Raw genomic sequence first — 16,969 nt, 5'->3', positions numbered from 1 at the left:
ATCCAGGAGACCGCGGCCAGCCGCCTGGCCGCGGCCAACGCCACCCCCGCCGAACTGCGCGCGATCGAGGCCGCCGCCGAAACCTGCCGCCACGGCCACCTGACCGGGCAGTACTCGCTGTTCGACCGGGGCGACGACGACTTCCACGCCGGGGTCGCCGCCGCGTCGCACAACCAGTTCCTCGTCGCGGCCGTGCGCGAAGCCCGCCGCCTGCAACGCCAGTCGAACATCATCGGGATGTCCGGCGGGATCGGCGGGCACGCGGCGGGCGCGGTCGACGAGCACGCTGCGATCTACCGGGCGATCCGCGACGGCGATCCGGACGCGGCGGCCCACGCCGCCGGCGTCCACCTGGACAACACCCTGGAGGACTACCGCCGGGAGATCCAGCGCCGGCTGTTCGGCCGGTGACCGCACCCACCAGACGTTCCATTGTGGACCTTACTGCTCCCGGGATCTTCCCCGGCCCGGGAGGACGACGACGTCCGTAGACAGAGGGAGTCCCTGTGATGGTGAAGAGATCCCTGTTCGCCTCCGCCGTGATCGGAGCCGTGCTCGCGCTGGGGGTGAGCGGCACCGCGCAAGCCGTCCCGGCCGGCGCGGCCGGGCCGGCCACCACAGCCACCACGGCCGCCGGCACCGCGGGGTGCGGGAAGGCACCCGGCCTGGCGAGCGGCAACCACACGATCTCCAGTGGCGGCCAGAACCGCAGCTACATCCTGCGGGTCCCGGCCAACTACGACAACAACCACCAGTACCGGTTGTTCGTCGGGCTCCACTGGCGGGGCGGGACGATGAACGACGTCGACTCGGGCGGGACCGACGGCTACAACTGGTCCTACTACGGGCTCCGCCGGCTGGCCGACAGCTCCGGCAACAACACGATTTTCGTGGCGCCGCAGGGCAACGGCAACGGCTGGGCCAACCCGGGTGGCCAGGACGTCACCTTCATCGACGACCTCCTGCGGCAGGTCGAAGCCGCGCTGTGCGTCGACACCACGCAGGTCTTCGCCGGCGGCTTCAGCTACGGCGGCGCGATGAGCTACGCCCTCGCCTGCGCCCGGCCCACGGTGTTCCGCGCGGTCGCCGTCTACTCCGGGGCGAACCTCAGCGGTTGCAGCGGCGGCACCCAGCCGGTCGCCTACATCGGGATGCACGGCATCGGCGACAACGTCCTGCCCATCTCGTCCGGGCGTGCGCTGCGCGACCAGTTCGTGCGCAACAACGGTTGCACGCCGCAGAACCCGCCGGAGCCGGGCAGTGGCAGCCGGACCCACATCGTCACCGCCTACTCCGGCTGCCGGGCCGGGTACCCGGTCGTCTGGGCCGCCTTCGACGGCGGGCACGACCCGGGTCCGAAGGACGGCGGCGGCAGCGGCTGGCAGACCTGGACCTCGGGCGAGGTGTGGAAGTTCATCACGCAGTTCGGCACCACGTCGCCGACGTCGCCGGTCCAGACCGGGGTCAACTACAAGCTGACCGCCCAGCACAGCAGCAAGCTCGTCGGGATCACCGGCGCCTCGACGGCGGCCGGCGCGCTCATCGAGCAGGAGTCGGCCAACGGCGGGCTCAGCCAGCAGTTCGACTTCGTGGATTCCGGTGACGGCTACTACCGGGTCCGGGCGCGCCACAGCGGGCTGGTGCTCCAGGCGGCGAACGCCGACAGCGGCGCGGACATCAGCCAGCAGGCCGACACCAACGCCACCGCGCAGCAGTGGCGGGTCGTCGACCAGGGCAGCGGCGCGGTGAGCCTGGTCAACCGGCTGAGCGGCCTCGCGATGGACGTCTGGGGAGTCTCGACCGCCGATGGCGCCCGGATCTCCCAGTGGACGTTCACCGGGAACGCCAACCAGCGGTTCCAGCTCCAGCGTGCCTGAGCCCGTGACCGTCGCCGAACCGTCCGGGTTCCGGCCCACGCTGGCCGACGTCGCGCGGGCGGCCGGGGTGTCGATCGCCACGGCCTCCCGCGTGCTGAACGGCTTCCCGCGGGTGAGCCCGGAACGCCGCAAGCAGGTGGAGTCCGCGATGGCGGCGCTGGGCTACGCCCGGCAGCGGGCGGCGAAGGCGAGCAGCGCGCGGCACACCGGCTCGATCGCCCTGGTGGTGTGCGAGGAAGTGCCGCGGCTGTTCACCGACCCGTACTTCCCGCGGATCGCCGCGGGCGTCGGCCGGGAGCTGACCGCCGTGGGGGTGCAGCTGGTGCTGCTCACCGTGCCGGCCACCGACGACTACCAGTCGCCGGTGGTCCGGTACCTCGACGGCGGCCACGTCGACGGCGCGCTGGTCGTCGGCATGCACGGCCGCCGCCCGCTCGACCTGGACTGGCTCGGCATCCCGGTGGTGTTCGGCGGCCGGCCGGTCCAGGCGGGCCGGGCGGGCCGCCTGCCGTACGTGGACGCCGACAACCAGGGCGGCGCGCGCCTGGCCACCCAGCGGTTGCTCGACGGCGGCCGCCACACCGTGGCGACCGTCACCGGGCCCCAGGACATGACCGCGGGGGTGGACCGGCTGCTCGGCTACCGGCAGGCGATGACCCGGGCCGGCCGGTACGACGAGAGCCTCGTGGTGTGCGGCGACTTCGGCCAGGCGTCGGGGGAGTACGCGACGGCCCGGCTGCTCGGCCGTCGCCCCGACGTCGACGGGATCTTCGCGGCCTCCGACATGATGGCGGTCGGGGCGTTGCGCGCGCTGCGCCGCGCGGGCCGGAGGGTGCCCGAGGACGTCGCCGTCGTCGGGTTCGACGACCTGCCGATCAGCTGCTGGACCGATCCGCCGCTCACCACCGTGCGCCAGCCGGTGGAGGAGATGGGCGCCCGGATGACCGCCGAACTGCTGGCGATGATCGACGGCGCGGCCCCGCGCCGGAGCACCGTGCTCGACACCGAGCTGGTGCCGCGCAAATCGGCGTGACACCGCTGTCCACCGAGGACCTAGGAGGAATCGTGCGCGTGTTCGTGGTGGTGGCCGCGATGCTGCTGACGGCGCTGGCCGGGGCGGCACCGGCTTCGGCGGCAGCGGCGCCCCTGGTGGGCGCGGCGTCGGGACGGTGCCTGAACGTCCGGGGTGGCACCGACGCGCCGGGAACGGCGCTGGAGATCCAGGACTGCGGCGGCCAGGCCGGGCAGGCGTACGAGTTCACCGCGGCGGGGGAGCTGCGGACGCTGAACGGCACGCGCTGCGTGGACGCCAACGGCAACGGGACGGCACCCGGCACGGCCGCCATCATCTGGTCGTGCCACGGCGGGGCGAACCAGCAGTGGCGGCAGAACGCCGACGGGACGATCAGCGGTGTCCAATCCGGACTGTGCCTGGACGTGACCGGCGCGGGCACGGCCAACGGCACCGCGGTCGTCCTGTGGACCTGCCACGGCCAGGGCAACCAGCGGTGGAGTGCCGGGACGACCCCGCCGACGCCGTCCGGCACGGCGCCCTGCGACATCTACGCGTCCGGGGGCACGCCGTGCGTCGCCGCGCACAGCACGGTCCGGGCGCTCTACGGCACCTACGCGGGCAACCTGTACCAGGTCCGGCGTTCGTCCGACAACACGACCAGGAACGTCGCCGTCCGGGCGGCGGGCGGCACCGCCGACGCGAGCGTCCAGGATTCCTTCTGCGCGGGCACGAACTGCGTCATCACGGTGGTCTACGACCAGTCCGGGCGCGGGAACGACCTGTGGTACCAGGGATCGACCGTCGTCCCGGGCTCCAGCCAGAGCAGCCCGGCGAAGGCGACGTCGGAGTCGCTCACGGTCGGCGGCACGAAGGCGTACTCGCTGTTCATCAACCCCGGCAACAGCTACTGGCGGGACGGGCACCTGACGGGCGTGCCGACCGGCAGCGCGCCCGAGGGCATGTACATGGTGACCAGCGGAACGCACGTCAACAGCGGCTGCTGCTTCGACTACGGCAACAGCGAGACGACCAGGAAGGCCGACGCGGCCGGGGCGATGGACGCGATCAACTTCGGCACGCAGTGCTGGTTCGGCGGCTGCCAGGGGTCGGGCCCGTGGGTGCAGGCCGACCTCGAGTGGGGCCTGTACCCGGGCGGCAGCCAGCAGTGGAACCCGAACCAGCGGGCGCTGCCGAGCAAGTTCGTCACGGCGATGCTGAAGAACAACGGCACGTCCCGGTTCGCGCTCAAGGGCAGCAACGCCCAGTCCGGCAACCTCACGACGATGTGGGACGGCGGCCTCCCGGGAGGCTACAGCCCGATGAAGAAGCAGGGCGCGATCATCCTGGGCAGCGGCGGCGACTGCTGCAAACCGGGCGGCGGGGCGAACCTGAGCGCGGGGACGTTCTACGAAGGAGCGATGGTCGCGGGCTACCCGTCGGATGCGACGGAGAACGCGGTCCAGGCGAACGTGGTGGCCGCCGGCTACCGCTGAGCCGCTGGGGCGGACGGGAGGGGCTTTCCCCGCGGGTGCCGCGGGGGAAGCCCCTTCCCGTCGTCGCCGGGTCGGGACCGGCTCGTTCCGGACCTCAGCCGCCGGGAACGAGTCGTTCACCGCGTCCCGGGGAGTCGCCGGCACGGGCCGAACCGGTTCGCCTCCATTTGGTCGATTGTCGGTGAATTCCCTGCGGCGTACGTTCCTTGGTGGTCGAACCGGTTCGATGACCGGCATCGTCACCTCCACGTCCACCGCCAAAGGAGTCGTCTGTGGACCTCTCGCGTCAGCGGCCGCGCGTCCGCCGTGGCCTGGCCGCCCTCCTCGTCACCGGAGCGCTGACCGGTGCCTCCGCCGTGGCCCTCACCGCGCCCGCACAGGCCGCCGACGAGTCGGTCTCCGTCGACTTCTCCGCCGCCGGCGGCTCGCCCACCTACCGGGCCTCCGGGTGGATCTACGGCATGACCGAGAACGCGTCGGCGCCGCCCGACCACTTCTTCCGGGACGTCCGCTTCCAGGCCATGCGGGCCGGCGGCGCGCAGCTCGACAGCCCGGGCGGCTGGGTGTCGGGCCGGTACGACCGGCGGTGGAACGCCACCCGCGCCCAGCTCCTGCGCACCCGCTCGCTCGGCGGCCAGTTCGTCCTGCTCGTGCACGACCTGTGGGGCGCGGACGGCTACCCGATCTCCCGGTTCCCCGGCGACAACGGCGACTGGTCCGACTACGACGCCTTCCTCACCCGCCTGGTCAACGACGTCCGGGCGACGGGTGCCCCGGTGGAGTGGGACCTCTGGAACGAGCCCAACATCACGCTGTTCTGGAACCGGCCGCAGAGCCAGTACTTCGCCATGTGGCAGCGCGCGTACCAGCGCATCCGGGCGGCCTTCCCGGCGCACGCGATCGTCGGCCCGAGCCTCGCCGGCGTCCCGTCGACCTCGGCGAGCTGGTGGACGCAGTACCTCGACTTCGTCCGCGGCTCCGCCACCGTCCCGGACATCGTCAGCTGGCACTCCCTGCCGGGCGATCCGGTCGCGAACGTCGCCGCGGCCGACGCGTCACTCGGCTCGCGGGGTATCCCGCACCCGCGGCCCTACCAGATCAACGAATACGGGGCGTCGAACGAGCAGAACCCCGGTGACGGGGCCTGGTACATCGCCCGGCTCGAGCGGGCCGGCGCCGACGGGCTGCGCGCCAACTGGGCGAGCGGCGGGAACCTGCACAACGACCTCGCCAACCTGCTCGTCCGCAACTCCGCGGGCCGGTACCTGCCCAAGGGCGAATGGTGGGCCTACCGCTTCTACGGCTCGCAGACCGGCCAGCTCGTGGCCTCGAAGCCGAGCCAGGGCTACGACCCGTTCGCCACCAAGGCGGCCGGGGTGGCGAAGGTCCTGGTCGGCGGCGGTGGCACGACCGGGAACGTCGCGGTCGCCCTGCAGCGCCTGGACACCACCTCCGGTGTCGTCCAGAACAACCAGGTGCGGGTCGTCGTCCAGCGGATCCCGTACAACGGCGGCGCCGCGGTCCAGAGCCCGGTCACCCTTCAGGACTCCGTGGCCGCCGTGTCCGGCAACGCCCTGACCGTGAACGTTCCGCACACCACGGTCGACGACGCGGTGAGCATCACCCTGCTGCCCCCGTCGGACGGCAGCTTCCAGTCCGTCGCCGTCGCCCAGCACTCCCAGCAGTGCCTGGACAACACCGACCTCGGCACGGCGGACGGCAACCGGCAGCAGCAGGACTTCTGCGAAGGCGGCGACCAGCAGCAGTGGACCTTCCGCCCGGTGGCCGGCGCCGCGGGCACGTACACGGTCGTCAACCGGCAGAGCGGCAAGTGCCTCGAGGTGGCCGGTGCCTCGGCCGACGACGGCGCCGCCGTCCAGCAGCGGACCTGCACCGACGGCGCCACGAACCAGCAGTTCACGCCGCGCCGGGTCACCTACGGCGGCAACGACCCCCACGACTACCAGCTCGTCGCCCGGCACAGCGGCAAGTGCGTCGACGTCAGCGGGGTTTCCACGGCCGCCCGCGGCGCGGTGATCCAGTGGACGTGCAAGCCGGTCACCCAGAACAGCCCGCTGAACCAGACCTGGCGGCTGTGGGGCCGGGGACCGGCCTGACGCACTCAGGCACCGGGCCGGTTGCCGGTGGGGATCGTGATGGGCGTGCTCGTCGAGGACGTGCCCTTGTTGAGGAACAACATGGCGAGCGCGCGGATGAACTGGTCGAAGAGGTAGAAGCCGGCCGGGGCGATCGGCAGCAGGCCTTCCCGGAAGGCGATGTACGCGGGCCACCCGGTGCGGATCAGGGTGGCCGCCGCGTAGTCGCGCGGCAGGCCGAGCCAGTCGCCGACCTCGTTGCTGAGCACGTACCGCACGAATTCGTTGAGGAAGCCGCGGGTGACGCCCAGATCGATCTGGGCGGTCAGCCCGAGCAAGTCCGCGGCGAGCTCCTTGCCTTCGGGCGTCGGGGCGAGCAGCGGGGTGAGCACCTGCGCCGACTGCGCGTCCGCCGCGGCCCACGTCTGGGGGATGAACTCGTCCCGGACGCCGAGCAGGTGGATGGCGACCTGCCACTGGTGCAGGAAGGCGTCCTCGTCCGCCGCCGACATCGGGACGTGCCATTCGCGCAGCTTGCGGTGCACGAAGGTGCCGAGGCTGTGGAAGGTGACCAGGATGTCGCCGTTGCTGATCGGCACCCGCTCGTCGGCGGCCGCCTGCCAGTGCGGTGACTGCGGCAGCAGGTGGCGCACCGCGGCGTGCACCAGGCGCGTCTTGTTGGCCGTGACGACGAACTGGCCCGAGGGCTCGAAGGCGCCGGCTTCGCTGAGGTCGTAGCCGAAGGTGAACGTCTTGGCCGCGCGGTCCTGCATGTCGGCGCCGCCCGCGGACCAGTAGACCGACCGGGCCTCGCGCGGGATGACCGTGCTCATGATGCCGCTGCCCAGGCCGTAGAGCATGAAGAGGTAGGTGTCCTTGCGCCGGTTGAAGTCGGCGGCGCGGCGCAGCTTGGCGGGGTCGGCCCAGGACGGCAGGCGGTTGGCCTGCCGGAGCCAGGCGGCGAGGTCGGCGGGCAGGCCCGCCGGCAGCGGGTCGTCGTTGTCCACCCACGACCGCAGCGCCGTGTTGACCGCGGGCACCCGGCCGCCGTCGACCAGCCCGGCCATCAGGCGGTCGACCTCGTCGTCCCAGACCCACCACGGGTCCGCGCCCGCGGCGGCCCAGGCCGGGACGGCGCTCGCCGCGCTCGCCAGACCCAGCGCGACACCGAGGGAGAGAACGTTCCTCCTGCTGAGATTGCTCATTTACTTACCTAGCTTCCTTGATAGGTAATGGGCTCTTCGAGAGGAGATTCCTGATTAACATAGAAGGTGTCTCGCGGGTCGGCAAGACCCGGCCGGCCTGTGGTTGACTGACACGCATGGCCCGACCCCCCGCACCCCCCAGCCCGGTGACCGCCGAGCCGGCCGCGGCCGTCCGGCCCCGCAACCGCAGGCAGCTCATCGTCGAGGCGGGGGCCGCGGTGTTCAGCGAGCGCGGCTACCACGCGGCGTCCATGGAGGAGATCGCGGCGCGCGTGGGCATCACCGCGGCGGCGCTGTACCGGCACTTCCCGAACAAGTACGCGCTGTTCGCCGAGTGCGCGAACGTGATGGCGGACCGGCTCGTCGCCGCGCTCGCCGACGTGCCCCCGGAAGCGTCACTGGCGGAGATCTTCGCTGCTGCCACCCGGGTCACCGTCGCCCACCGGGAGACCGGGGGCGTGTACCGGTGGGAGGCCCGCTACCTCGAGCGCGAAGACCGCCGGCTGCTGGCGGCCAAGTTCGCGCACGTCGTCGAGCGCGTGGCGGCGGCGGTGCGGCGCGAGCACCCGTGGCCCGGCGAGCACCTGCGGGCGGTGGGGGCGCTGGGGGCCATCGGGTCCGTCACGACGCACCACAACGCGCTGGCCCAGCGCCGGACCGGGGAACTGCTGCAGGCCGCGGCCCTGCGCGTGGCCGCCACCGACCCGGCCGCGGCGCCCGCGCCCTGCGTGGAAATCCCCGCGCCGCCGGTGCCGCGGACGCGGCGGTCGGAGATCCTCGCGGCCGCCGTCCCGCTGTTCGAACGCGACGGGTTCGCCACCGTGACGAACGGCCGGATCGCCGAGGCGGTGGGACTGGTGCCGTCGGCGCTCTACCGCTATTTCCCCGGCAAGGCCGACATCCTGGCGGCGGCGTGCCTGCAGGCCGCGGACCTGCTGGCCCAGGCGGTGGCGCAGAACCTGCGCGGGACGACCGGCCCGCACGAGGCCCTGAGCGCCCTGACGGCGACGTACGTGGCGTACAGCTTCGAGCACAGCGCTCTCCACAGCGTGGCCAACGCGGAAATCGCCGGCTTGCCGGAGGCGCTGCGCCGCCCGCTGGTGACGGCGCAGCGCGAGCACATCGCGGTGTGGGAGCAGCACTTGTGCGAGGCCCGTCCGGACCTCGACGCGCGCCAGGCCCGGGTGCTGGTGCACGCGGGTTTCGGCGTGGTGGTCGAGGCCGGCCGCCGGCTGCGGTGGGCGGACCGCCCCGAGCACCGGGCCGAGGTGGCCGCGCTGCTCGTGAGCGCCCTCGGGCTGTGATCGCCGGCCGGCCGAACTGGTGGAGTCAGGTCGCGGAGGCGAACGCCGGCCCGGGCGACGGCGGCTGACCCGTCAGCAGGGCAGCGTCCCGGTGCGCAGGGCGTGGTCGCCGTCGTTGCCGTCGTCGGACCAGACGACGGTGCGGCGCCCGGCGGAGCAGCCCGGGGAGATCGCGAACCCTTCGTTGTTGTAGTTCGGCATCTTCGACGGCCGCGCGTACGTCGCGGCGACGGCGAACCTGCCGCCACTGAGCTTCAGCGTCGCCGACTTGCCGGAGCAGGTGTCGTCGCAGACCGACCAGAGGCTGCCGGTCGCCGGGTCGAACTCCAGCTCCATCACGTTCGGGAAGCCGGCCGGGAAGGACGCCACCCGGGTGAACCCACCGCCGGCTTGGTCGAGGGCGTAGGCGTAGATCCGGCCTTCGTCTTCGAGGCCCAGGAAGTAGAGGCCGGTCCCGTGACCGGGGTGGGCGGCCGGGTCGTAGGGGGCCTTGGTGCGGTCGTCGCGGAAGCCGCCGGCGGTCAGGAAACTGTCCGGGATCCAGGTGATGCCCTCGAAACCGCCGTTGTCGTCGACGGCGGGCAGGTCGTCGGTGAGGTCCCATTCCGCGGCGGCGCCGAGCTCGCTCGCTGTCGATCCGGTGTCGTACCGGAGCACCTTCAGCAGGCTGCCGTCTCCGTCGTTGTCGCGCTCGGTCGCGGCGAACAGGCCGTCGGGCGTGACGACGACCCCTTCGGCGTCCGGGTCGCCGCCGCCGTCCCGGTAGCGCAGCTGCCTGCCCGAGGACCAGCCGTCGGCGGGGCGCCAGCCGCTGCCGGAGCGGACGAGCCGGTAGAGGGTGCCGGGGCCGTTCTTGACGGCCCACAGCACATCGGGGCCGGCGAAGGACAGCCCGCTGACGTTGTCGCCGAGCACCCCGGCGGGATCGGCGACGGCGACGGCGGGATCACCGGGCCAGTGCTGCGCGGTGGCGGCGCCGGCTGTGCCGACGGGAATGGCGAGAAGGACAGCGGCGAAGCAGAGGAGAGTGCGCACGTCGTGCTCCTGGGGCCGGAGGGGCTCGGGCAACGCGGCGTTGCTTCGGACTGTACCGAGTCGATCACCTCGCGGGCAACTTCGTCTCGCACCGCACCTGCGGTGCGGCCTCGGTCCCGGAGGCGACGCAGTCGACGGCCCGGCCGGGCGCGGGAACGGGGTAGCTGAAGACGATCGGCGCATCGGAGTCCGGGCCGGCCGAGAACTTGACGACCGTGGCCGTCCGGTTTCCGCTGCCGTGCAAGGTCTTCGAGTAGTACGTGGTGTGCGGCCCGATGGCGGTGCGCATGCCGTTACCGTCGTCGTCGAGTTCGTGCACGTTCAGCACGTAGTCCCCGGTGGTGTACTTGCCTTCGTTCCCGTGCCCGGCATCGGCGGGGGTGGCGCTGCCGACTTCCGGTGCGACGGGATCGGCGGCGGTGGCGATCACGGTGGCCCCGACGGCGACCACGGCCGCCCCGGCCACGGCCCCGGCGATGACGATTCGCTTGGCGGTGAACTTCACGGCTCCTCCCTCCTCCGCTGCTCAACGTAGGGAGGGAAGGAGCAGGTCACCTCGGCCGAAGGGGCGGTTCGGCGGTCGCGGGCTCGTCCTTTCGGCCGAGGTCCGGCGGCACCGGCCGGATCGCGGTGACCGGCTGGTCGACCGGCGCTGACCTGCGCGATCGGCGAGTGGACGGGCTTCGGACAGCGGGTCGAGCTCCGGCGCGCCCGCGGTGGTGACCGGCCGGCCCGCGTCCGGTCACGCCCGCGCCCGCCGCCACACCGCCAGCGCCGTCGCGGCCAGCGCACCTCCGGCCGCGGCGACCACGCCGTGGTGCCGGCTCGCCCACAGCTGCACGCTCCTCGGCGTCGCCTTGCCGTCGAACCGGCCGTGCGCACCGAAATCCCGGTCGCGATCCGCCGGCGACCACAGGTTCTCCGGCTGGTGCGGCGGCTTCTTCGCTCCCGTCTGCTGGGACCGGTAACCGGTCCGGGCGAGGTACCGATCGAGGACACCCGGCGCGACGGCGTTCGCGAGCAACGTGCCGACCGTGCTGCCGCCGACCCAGTACTCGCGGCGGCGCGGGTGCTCGGCCGCGTGCACCACCGCGCGGGCCGCGACCTCCGGCTGGTAGATCGGCGGCACCGGCTGGGCCTGGTCCGGCAGCTTGGACCGGACCCACGAGAACTGCGGCGTGTTGACTGCCGGCATCTGCACCATCGTCGTGCGGACGTGGCTGCCGTCGTGCAGGAGCTCGCAGCGCAACGCCTCGTTGAACCCCTGGATCGCGTGCTTCGCACCGCAATACGCGCTCTGCAACGGGATGCCGCGGTACGCCAGCGCCGAGCCGACCTGCACGATCGTGCCGCGGTCGCGCGGCTTCATCCGGTGGAGGGCGGCCATCGTGCCGTGGACGTAGCCGAGGTAGCTCACGTCGGTGACGCGGCGGAACTCGTCCGGCTCGATCTCGGCGAACGGCGCGAACACCGACGTGAACGCCACGTTCACCCACACGTCGATCGGGCCGAGTTCCTGCTCGACCCGGGAAGCGGCGGCGTCGACCTGGCCGAACTCGGCGACGTCGGTGGGGATGGCGAGCGCCGTCCCCCCGCTTCGGGTGACGTCTTCCGCGGCGGCTTCGAGCCCTTCCTTCCCCCGCGCCAGCAGGGCGACCCCGGCCTCCCGGGCACCGAAGGCCCGCGCGACGGCGCGGCCGATGCCCCCGCTGGCCCCGGTCACGACGACGACCTGGTTCATGATTGCCTCCGTTTTCCGGTACCCGCCTACGCGGAGCGACCGGGCCGCCCGATCGTCGTCACCGGCTCTTCCCCGGCAGGAACTCCTGCAGCTTCGTCTTGACCCCCTGCGCCACGAGGTGGAACGCGTCGGGGTCGCCCTTCAGCACCGCCTGGGCGGCCGACTTCACCTGCTCGAAGGTGGCGTGCGGCGGGATCGGCGGCACGTCCGGGTCGCAGCGGACGTCCAGCACCGCCGGCTTGCCCGCGGTGAGCACGGTGTCCCAGGCCGAAGCGAGCTGGTCCGGCTTGTCGACCGTGACGGCCGCGAGCCCGAGCGACAGCGCGAAACCGGCGTAGTCGACGTCCGGCAGGGTCTGGGACTCCTCGAACTTCGGCGCGCCGCCCATCGCGCGCAGCTCCCAGGTGACCTGGTTGAGGTCGTTGTTGTGGAAGACGCAGATCACGCAGCGGGGGTCGCTCCACAGGTGCTGGTAGCGCGCGATGGTGATCAGCTCGGCGAGGCCGTTCATCTGCATCGCGCCGTCGCCGACGAGGGCGATCACCGGCCGGTCGGGGTGGGCGAACTTGGCCCCGATGGCGTAGGGCACGCCGGGGCCCATCGTGGCCAGCGTGCCCGACAGCGAGCCGCGCATGTCGCCGCGCATGCGGAGGTTGCGGGCGTACCAGTTGGTGGACGAGCCGGAGTCCGCGGTGACGATGGCGTTCTCCGGGATCCGCTTCGACAGCTCGTTGACGATGGCCATCGGGTTGACCGGATCGGCCTCGACGGCGGCTTCCCGGTCGACGGTCTCCCACCAGGAAGCGACGTTCTTCTCGATCGTCTCGCGCCACGAGCGGTCCGGCTTGCTCGCCAGCTTCGGCAGCAGGGCGCGCAGCGTGGCCGCGCTGTCCCCGACCAGGTTCACTTCGGTCGGGTAGCGCATCCCGATGAGCCGGCCGTCCAGGTCGATCTGCACCGCGCGCGCCTGCCCGAAGTCCGGCAGGAACTGGCTGTACGGGAAGTTCGAGCCGACGATCAGCAGCGTGTCGCAGTCGCGCATCAGCTCGTAGCTCGGCCGGGTGCCGAGCAGCCCGATCGAGCCGGTCACCCACGGCAGGTCGTCCGGCAGGACGTCCTTGCCCAGCAACGCCTTGGCGACGCCGGCCCCGGTGACCTCGGCGACCTGGCGGACCTCTTCGGCCGCGCCCCGTGCGCCCTGCCCGACCAGGATGGCGACCTTCTCACCGGCGTTGAGGACCTCGGCCGCGGCGTCGATGTCCTGCTCCGGGGGGACCGGCCGGGACCACGCCGTGCCCGGCGGGCTGGAGGGCACCTGCTTGAACGCGTGCTGCGGCGGCGAGTACGCCTCCTCCTGCAGGTCCGCCGGGATGATCAGGGCGGTCGGGCAGCGGGACGACTCGGCCGTCCGGATGGCCCGGTCGAGCGCGTTCGGCAGCTGCTCGGCGACGTTGACCTCGACGAGGTATTCGCTCGCGACGTCCTTGAACAACGCCTGCAGGTCGACCTCCTGCTGGTAGCTGCCGCCCATCGCGCTGCGCGCGGTCTGCCCGACGATCGCGACCACCGGAACGTGGTCGAGCTTGGCGTCGTAGAGCCCGTTGAGCAGGTGGATCGCGCCCGGGCCCGACGTGGCCATGCAGACGCCGACCTTGCCGCTGAACTTCGCGTAGCCGACGGCCGAGAACGCGGCCATCTCCTCGTGCCGGGCCTGCACGAAGCGAGGCTGGTCGTCCGCCTTGCCGAACGCGGCGACGAGCCCGTTGATGCCGTCGCCCGGGTAGGCGAAGACCTGCTCCACACCCCACTCGCGCAGGCGCTGGAGCAGGTAGTCACCGACTGTCTGGCTCATGAGTACTCCCTTTGGCGTGCGGTGCCGCTTCGGTGAGCGCCTCGTGGACCCGGCGGGCCACCACGGCGGGCTGCGGCCGCACCGGATCGGGCCACCGGACCAGGACCGCGGGCTCTTCCGCGCCGTCCGGTTCCACGGCGAGGCACCACCCGCTGCCGTCGGTCCACGACAGCATCAGCAACCGGCCCGCGCGCCGGGCGCCCAGGGCGATGTAGGCGGTCGACGGACTGCCGTATTCGCTCCACGACGCGGCCGGCTCGACGCGCAGCAGCTCGGCGACGGTCTCGACGTAGTCGCGCAGGGCCGTGGCCTCGACGTGCCCGGGATCCGGTTTCACCGGCGCGGACGCCTCCTTTCGTGGTCACCCGTCGGCGCTCACGAAATCGCTGTACCCGCTCTCGCCGTCTATCATACTTGCGTGACGCAAACTTGGGTGGAGTCGGACGGTACGGATGCGGCCCTGGCCGCGCTGCGGGCGATGGTGCTCATCGCCGACTCGACCGTCGAGCAGAACACCGAGCAGCTGACGCTCACCCAGTTCCGCGCCCTGCGGGTGGTGGTCGACCGGACCCCGGTGACGATGGGCCGGGTGGCCCGCGAGCTGGCGATGAACCCGTCGTCGGTCACCCGCGCGTGTGATCGCCTGGTCGCGCTGAACCTGCTGGAAAAGGCCCCCAACCCGCTGAACCGGCGGGAGACGCTGCTCGCCCCGACCGGGCCGGGGCGCCAGCTCGTGGACCGCGTCGACCGCGACCGCCGCCGGGTGCTGGCGAGCGTCCTCGGCCGGCTCGACCCGCCGGCGCGGGCGGCCGCGATCGCCGCGTTCGAGCGGTTCGCCGGAGCGGTCGAAGCGGACGAATCGGAATCCCGCTCACTTTTGCGTCGCGCAAACTAAATTCCGGGAAACGACGTTTGCCCGCGGGGATCGCGGGTACCCGGCGCCAACCGAGTCGTGATCGGAGGTCCTTGCGGTGGGAAAGCGCGACGGAATCGCCGAGCCCTGGGGGACCAGAACGCCCTACGGGCCGGGGGAGCCGTGGCCGGTGCGGGTGGACAGCCACCTCGCCGACGGACTGCGGCCGGACGACGTCGACCGCTGGGTCCGGAGCGCCGCGGTGCTGCACTCGAACGGCGACGGGCTCGACATCGCGGTCGCCGGCGGCCGGATCGCCGGGGTCCGCGGCCGCGCCGACGACCGCGTCAACCACGGCCGGCTCGACCCGAAGGACCTCTTCGGCTGGCAGGCGAACGCGTCGCCGGACCGCCTGACGACGCCGCTGGTGCGCACGAACGGCGAGCTCGCCGAGGCGAGCTGGGACGAAGCGATGGACCTGATCGTCCGGCGCAGCAAGGAACTCCTCGCCGAACAGGGTCCGGGCGCGCTCGGTTTCTACACCAGCGGCCAGCTGTTCGCCGAGGAGTACTACACGCTCGCCGCGATCGCGCGCGGCGGGCTGGGCACCAACCACCTCGACGGCAACACCCGGCTCTGCACGGCGACCGCGGCCGCGGCGCTGAAGGAGTCCTTCGGCTGCGACGGCCAGCCGGCGTCCTACACCGACGTCGACCACGCCGACGTCATCGCCCTCTTCGGGCACAACATGGCCGAAACGCAGGCCGTCCTGTGGTCGCGCGTGCTCGACCGGCTCGCCGGGCCCCGGCCGCCCGCGGTGCTGTGCGTCGACCCGCGGGACACCCCGGTCGCCCGGGCGGCGACGCTGCACCTGGCGCCGCTGCCCGGGACCAACCTCGCCCTGATGAACGGGCTCCTGCACGAGGTCATCGAGCACGGCTGGGTCGACCGCGAGTACGTCGACCGCTGCACGGTGGGCTACGACGACCTCGCGGCGCTGGTCGCGGACTACCCGCCCGTGCGCGCCGCGGAGCTCACCGGCGTCGATGCCGGGCTCATCCGCGAAGCCGCCCGGCTGCTCGGCTCGGCGGAGCGGCTGCTGTGCACTGTGCTGCAGGGCTTCTACCAGTCGCACCAGGCGTCCGCGGCCGCCGTGCAGGTCAACAACCTCGTGCTGCTGCGCGGCATGCTGGGCAAGCCCGGCGCCGGCGTGCTGCAGATGAACGGCCAGCCCACCGCCGAGAACACGCGCGAATGCGGCGCCGACGGCGACCTGACCGGGTTCCGGAACTGGGCCAACGACGCGCACGTGGCCGAGCTGGCGTCGCTCTGGAACGTCGACGTCGGCAAGATCCCGCACTACGGGCCGCCGACGCACCTGATGCAGATGCTGCGCTACGCCGAAACCGGCACCCTGCGGTTCCTGTGGGTGTCGGCGACCAACCCGGCCGTGTCGCTGCCCGAGCTGCACCGCATCCGGTCCATTCTGGACTCGTCGCGGCTGTTCCTGGTCGTGCAGGACGCGTTCCGCACCGAGACCGCCGAATTCGCCGACGTCGTGCTGCCCGCGGCGATCTGGGGCGAGAAGACCGGCACGTTCACCAACGCCGACCGCACGGTGCATCTGTCGGAGAAGGCCGTCGAGCCGCCCGGGCAGGCGCGTCCGGACCTGGACATCTTCCTCGACTACGCGCGGCGGATGGACTTCCGCGGCAACGACGGCGAACCGTTCCCGCAGTGGCACGACGCCGAAACGGCGTTCGAGGCGTGGAAACGCGCGTCCGCGGGCCGGCCGTGCGACTACAGCGGCTTGAGCTACGCGAAGCTGCGCGAGGCGGGCGGGATCCAGTGGCCGTGCACTTCGGACAGTCCGAACGGGACCGAACGGCTGTACGCCGACGGGAAGTTCTTCGCCCAGCCGGACTACTGCGAGAGCTACGGCCGCGACCTCGTCACCGGGGCGCCGATGGAGCCCACCGAGTACCGGGCGATGAACCCGGACGGCAAGGCCATGCTCAAGGCCGCCGAGTACCTCCCGCCGCACGAGACGCCGGACGAGGACCACCCGTTCTCCCTGATCACCGGCCGGACGATCCACCACTTCCACACCCGCACGAAGACCGGCCGGGCGCCGGAGCTGCGCGCGGCCGCGCCGGAGGTGTGGCTCGAGGTGTCCGAACGCGACGCGGCGGCCGCGGGGCTCGCCGAAGGCGACCTCGCGGAGGTCTCGACCCGGCGCGGGGCGGTCCGCGCCCGGGTCCGCGTCGGCGGCATCCGCGACGGCGTGCTGTTCCTGCCGTTCCACTACGGCTACTGGGATGTCGAGCACCCGGCGGGCAAGGACGGCGACCGCGCGGCCAACGAGCTGACCTTCACCGACTGGGACCCGGTGTCCAAACAGCCGCTGTTCAAGACGGCCGCGGCCGCGCTGCGCAAGGTCGCCGCCGTCGCGGCACCGCGGCCCGAGCCGGTGCCCGCCGCCGTCGACGAGGAGGTCG

14 protein-coding genes are annotated in these 16,969 nt (G+C 72.5%); 8 read left to right on the top strand and 6 right to left on the bottom strand.

The features are described from left to right. The 5 genes from CCN39_RS40550 to CCN39_RS40530 all read left to right on the top strand — a co-directional run. The coding region (locus tag CCN39_RS40550) for a FadR/GntR family transcriptional regulator (RefSeq protein ID WP_143264342.1) at positions 1 to 411 on the top strand (411 nt) is incomplete at its 5' end. A 98-nt stretch (positions 412 to 509) separates the two neighbouring features. Then, the gene (locus CCN39_RS40545; protein ID WP_208630603.1) at positions 510 to 1,877 is read left to right on the top strand and encodes an RICIN domain-containing protein; all 1,368 of its coding nucleotides are present in this window, start codon (positions 510 to 512) and stop codon (positions 1,875 to 1,877) included. A 4-nt stretch (positions 1,878 to 1,881) separates the two neighbouring features. Further along, positions 1,882 to 2,910 (top strand): LacI family DNA-binding transcriptional regulator, encoded by a 1,029-nt coding sequence (locus CCN39_RS40540; protein ID WP_086851529.1) that lies wholly within the window; start codon positions 1,882 to 1,884, stop codon positions 2,908 to 2,910. Between the two features lie 32 nt (positions 2,911 to 2,942). Beyond that, entirely contained in the window at positions 2,943 to 4,385 is a 1,443-nt protein-coding gene (locus CCN39_RS40535; RefSeq protein WP_086851527.1) for an arabinofuranosidase catalytic domain-containing protein, read from the top strand. 272 nt (positions 4,386 to 4,657) lie between these two features. Beyond that, a complete protein-coding gene (locus CCN39_RS40530) occupies positions 4,658 to 6,502 on the top strand; it encodes an RICIN domain-containing protein (protein WP_086851525.1) in 1,845 nt (614 codons plus the stop codon). A gap of 5 nt (positions 6,503 to 6,507) precedes the next feature. Here CCN39_RS40530 and CCN39_RS40525 read toward each other — a convergent pair whose 3' ends face one another. Beyond that, positions 6,508 to 7,686 carry an oxygenase MpaB family protein gene (locus tag CCN39_RS40525; protein WP_086851521.1) on the bottom strand — a complete coding sequence of 393 codons (1,179 nt, stop codon included), beginning with the start codon at positions 7,684 to 7,686 and terminating at the stop codon, positions 6,508 to 6,510. Positions 7,687 to 7,832: 146 nt separating this feature from the next. On the opposite strand from CCN39_RS40525, the gene CCN39_RS40520 reads away from it, so the two are divergent. Continuing rightward, positions 7,833 to 8,990 (top strand): TetR/AcrR family transcriptional regulator, encoded by a 1,158-nt coding sequence (locus CCN39_RS40520; RefSeq protein ID WP_086851519.1) that lies wholly within the window; start codon positions 7,833 to 7,835, stop codon positions 8,988 to 8,990. A 72-nt stretch (positions 8,991 to 9,062) separates the two neighbouring features. Here CCN39_RS40520 and CCN39_RS40515 read toward each other — a convergent pair whose 3' ends face one another. From CCN39_RS40515 to CCN39_RS40495, 5 genes are all read right to left on the bottom strand, one after another. Beyond that, positions 9,063 to 10,025 carry an esterase-like activity of phytase family protein gene (locus tag CCN39_RS40515; protein ID WP_086851517.1) on the bottom strand — a complete coding sequence of 321 codons (963 nt, stop codon included), beginning with the start codon at positions 10,023 to 10,025 and terminating at the stop codon, positions 9,063 to 9,065. A gap of 64 nt (positions 10,026 to 10,089) precedes the next feature. Further along, on the bottom strand, positions 10,090 to 10,530 hold the full coding sequence (locus CCN39_RS40510; RefSeq protein ID WP_086851515.1) for a hypothetical protein: 441 nt from the start codon (positions 10,528 to 10,530) through the stop codon (positions 10,090 to 10,092). 237 nt (positions 10,531 to 10,767) lie between these two features. Next, the gene (locus CCN39_RS40505) at positions 10,768 to 11,766 is read right to left on the bottom strand and encodes an SDR family oxidoreductase (RefSeq protein WP_086851513.1); all 999 of its coding nucleotides are present in this window, start codon (positions 11,764 to 11,766) and stop codon (positions 10,768 to 10,770) included. A 58-nt stretch (positions 11,767 to 11,824) separates the two neighbouring features. Beyond that, positions 11,825 to 13,618 carry a thiamine pyrophosphate-requiring protein gene (locus CCN39_RS40500; RefSeq protein ID WP_086851511.1) on the bottom strand — a complete coding sequence of 598 codons (1,794 nt, stop codon included), beginning with the start codon at positions 13,616 to 13,618 and terminating at the stop codon, positions 11,825 to 11,827. Further along, positions 13,599 to 13,955, bottom strand: a complete 357-nt coding sequence (locus CCN39_RS40495) for a DUF6292 family protein (RefSeq protein ID WP_086851509.1) — start codon at positions 13,953 to 13,955, stop codon at positions 13,599 to 13,601. Before CCN39_RS40495 ends, CCN39_RS40500 begins: the two co-directional genes overlap by 20 nt. Positions 13,956 to 14,036: 81 nt before the next feature. Between CCN39_RS40495 and CCN39_RS40490 the strand changes: the two genes are divergently transcribed. Both CCN39_RS40490 and CCN39_RS40485 read left to right on the top strand, forming a co-directional pair. Next, on the top strand, positions 14,037 to 14,513 hold the full coding sequence (locus tag CCN39_RS40490) for a MarR family winged helix-turn-helix transcriptional regulator (RefSeq protein WP_086851507.1): 477 nt from the start codon (positions 14,037 to 14,039) through the stop codon (positions 14,511 to 14,513). Positions 14,514 to 14,589: 76 nt separating this feature from the next. After that, positions 14,590 to 16,969: molybdopterin oxidoreductase family protein (locus CCN39_RS40485; RefSeq protein ID WP_167455326.1), on the top strand; the 2,380-nt coding region annotated here is incomplete at its 3' end.

Origin of the sequence: Amycolatopsis kentuckyensis, from assembly GCF_002155975.1 — a bacterium.
Taxonomy (GTDB): Bacteria; Actinomycetota; Actinomycetes; order Mycobacteriales; family Pseudonocardiaceae; genus Amycolatopsis; species Amycolatopsis kentuckyensis.
Note: the sequence above shows the minus strand (reverse complement) of the source record. Positions and strands in the feature narration are given on the sequence as shown.